Annotated in this window: 2 protein-coding genes; one reads left to right on the top strand and one right to left on the bottom strand. The window is 68.8% G+C overall.

Annotated features, from left to right (window positions below):
* Nucleotides 1-2457, bottom strand: a 2457-nt coding sequence (locus G6017_RS16315; RefSeq protein ID WP_182618321.1) for an MMPL family transporter, incomplete at its 3' end; no start/stop codon positions are given.
* 201 nt (nucleotides 2458-2658) lie between these two features.
* Here G6017_RS16315 and G6017_RS16310 point away from each other — a divergent pair.
* A partial coding sequence (locus G6017_RS16310; RefSeq protein WP_182618292.1) for an MBL fold metallo-hydrolase occupies nucleotides 2659-2979 on the top strand: 321 nt, incomplete at its 3' end.

Here is a 2979-nt window from a genome sequence, read left to right as displayed (position 1 = left end):
GTGCCGGCCCGCCCCCGGGGACTGCTCGGCGACGGTGTCGGCCGAGTGTCGGCCGCCGACGAGTGCCGATTCGCGGTGGGCGCCGCCGTCGGTGTCCTCGCCGTCCGTGGCGGTGCTCGTCCCCTGCTCGGCGGACTCCTCCGCGGTCTCCAGCGCCGACCCCTCGACGTCGACGGTGGGGAGGAGCCTGTCCAGCCACCGGGGCAGGCCCCAGGCCCGCTCGCCGAGGAGGAACATCACGGCCGGGATGATGGTCATGCGCACCACGAACGCGTCGAACAGCACCGCGATCGCCAGCGCGAAGCCCATCACCTTGATGAACTGCTCGTCGATCGTCATGAAGGCGGCGAAGACGCTGATCATGATCAACGCGGCGGCGGTGACGACGCGGGCCCCGTGTTTGAAGCCGTTGGCGACCGCGTTGTGTGCGGTCTTGCCGTGCACCCACCCCTCGCGCATCCTCGTGACCAGGAACACCTGGTAGTCCATCGCCAGACCGAACACGATGCCGATGAGCATGATCGGCAGGAAGCTGATGACGGGTTGCGGATCGGAGATGATCCCGCCCCAGCCCTCCTGCCAGATCGCCACGGTGACGCCGAAGGTCGCCGCGACCGAGAGGCCGAAGCCCAGCGCCGCGATCAGCGGCACCCAGATCGACCGGAACACCAGCATGAGCAGGATGAACGCGAGCGCCAGCACGATGGCGATGTACGGCAGCAGCACCTCGGTGAGTCGTTCGGAGATGTCCTCGTAGATCGGGGTGACGCCGGTGACGGAGTAGGTGCCCCCGGTCTCCTGTTCGAAGGCCGCGACCCCGGACCTGATCTCCGCGAGCACGTCCGCGGCCCGCTCGTCGGTGGCCCCGTACTCGGGCGTGACGAGGAGTTGTGCGGCGTCGCCCGCCTCGTTGGTCTCGATGATCTGCGCATTCTGCACACCGTCGAGCGCCTGGATGTCCGCCGCGGCGATGGCCCACGCGGCCGGACGCTCCTCCTCCGCGACGCCGAGCGTGTCCACGAAGGCGATCATGGGGGCGTTGCGACCGGGGCCGAACGCCTCGTCGGTCATGTCGTAGGCCACGCGGTTCGGGGTGTCCGGGGCCATCGTGCCGTCGGACGGCATGGCCAGTCGCAGCTGCACGGCCGGCAGGGCCAGCAGGACGAGTAGCAGGACACCGGCGGTCGCGAAGAACACGGGACGGGCGCGGATGCGGCGCACCCACATCAGGCCCATCGTCGGCTTCTCGTCCTCCGGGTCGGGCGCCTTGACGCCCTTGACGCGGGCCGCGAAGAGCCTGGTCCCGACGGCACCGAGGATGGCGGGCAGCAGCGTGATGGCGACCAGGACCGCGATCGCGACGGTCGCCGCGGCGGACAGCGCCATCGCGGTGAGGAACGGGATGTTGATGATCGACAGGGCCGCGAGGGCGACGAGCACGGTGAGTCCGGCGAAGACGACGGCGGAGCCGGCCTTGCCGACCGCCAGCCCGGCGAGGTGCGCGCGCTGCCTGGCGTCGATGGCCTTGAGCTTCTCCGCGAGTTCGGCCGGTTCGAGGTCGTTCCCCCCGATGTGTTTGACCAGCTCGGTGCGGAACCGGGAGACGATGAACAGCGCGTAGTCGATGCCCACGGCGAGACCGATCATGGACGCCAGGGTCGGCGTCATGGTGTTGATCGTGTCCGTGAAGGCGGTGGCCGCGAAGATGCCCGCGATGCCGATCCCGACGCCGATGATCCCGGTGAGCAGCGGCATCCCCGCGGCGATCAGCGAACCGAAGGTGACGAGGAGGATCACCGCCGCCACCGCGATGCCGATGAGCTCGCCGATGGCGCTGATCTCGGACATCTGGAAGGCGTTCCCGGAGTACGCGATGGTCAGGTCGCCCTCGTGCCCGGCCACGACGTCCGCGAAGGCGTCGCGGTCCTCGGCGTCGATGTCCATGGTCGTCTCGGCCGCGAACAGGACCTGGACGGTGCCGGTCGTCTCGTCCGCGCTGAGCGGGCTCAGGGCCGCGATGTCGGCCTCGATCTGCTCCTGTGGGATCTGCTGGGCGGCCTTGGCCTCGGTCAGCTGCTGGGACAGCCCCTCGGCGGCGATCACCGGGTTGACGATCGCGTCGGTGTCGGCGAGGAAGTCCAGCTCCCGCACCTGTGCGAGGAATGCGTCGACGTCCTCCGTCACCGCCGGATCGGTGAGGGTGCTGCCCTCCGGGGCCCGGATGACCACTGTCCCCGTGGGGGCGTCGAGTTGGTCCCCCGCCCCGGCGAACCGCTCCTGCATCTCCTCCTGGGTCTCGATCGACTCCAGGCCCGGGATCGAGAAGGTGGTGCTGGTCTGCTGCGACATCGTGGCCGCGGCGGTGCCGACGCCGACGATCAACAGCATCCAGGCCGCGATGAACCGCCACCTGAACAGATAGGCGGACCGCCCGATGCGGTAGAGGAATGACGCCATGCGCTGGCTCCTGGTGCGTAGGTGCGGGAAGCGGAACCCTCGCAGTTTTGCACGAGTGCTGCACCATTGCACAGCCTGCGCAACCACGTGTGGCGAACGCCACCCTGCCCGGATGCGCCGCCCGCCTTGTCGATACCCCCCTGGGTATGTACAGTCGTGGCACACCCCTCGCAGGGAACACCGACCGACAAGGAGAGCACCATGCTTCTCGAACGCATCTACGACGAGGACCTGGCGCAGGCCGGTTACTTCATCGGCTGTCAGGCCAAGAACGAGGCGATGGTGGTCGATGCCCGTCGCGATGTCCGCGAGTACCTGGATCTGGCCGCGCGGCACGGGATGACGATCACCGCGGTGACCGAGACCCACATCCACGCCGACTACCTGTCCGGGACCCGTGAGCTGGCGGAGGCCACCGGGGCGACCGTCTATGTTTCCGGTGAGGGTGGCGAGGACTGGCAGTACGGTTTCGCCGCGGAGCGCCTGCATCATGGTGACCAGGTGAAGCTGGGCAACATCACC

The sequence above is a fragment of the Dietzia sp. B44 genome (assembly GCF_014145245.1).
GTDB classification, from domain to species: Bacteria; Actinomycetota; Actinomycetes; order Mycobacteriales; family Mycobacteriaceae; genus Dietzia; species Dietzia natronolimnaea.
Note: the sequence above shows the minus strand (reverse complement) of the source record. Positions and strands in the feature narration are given on the sequence as shown.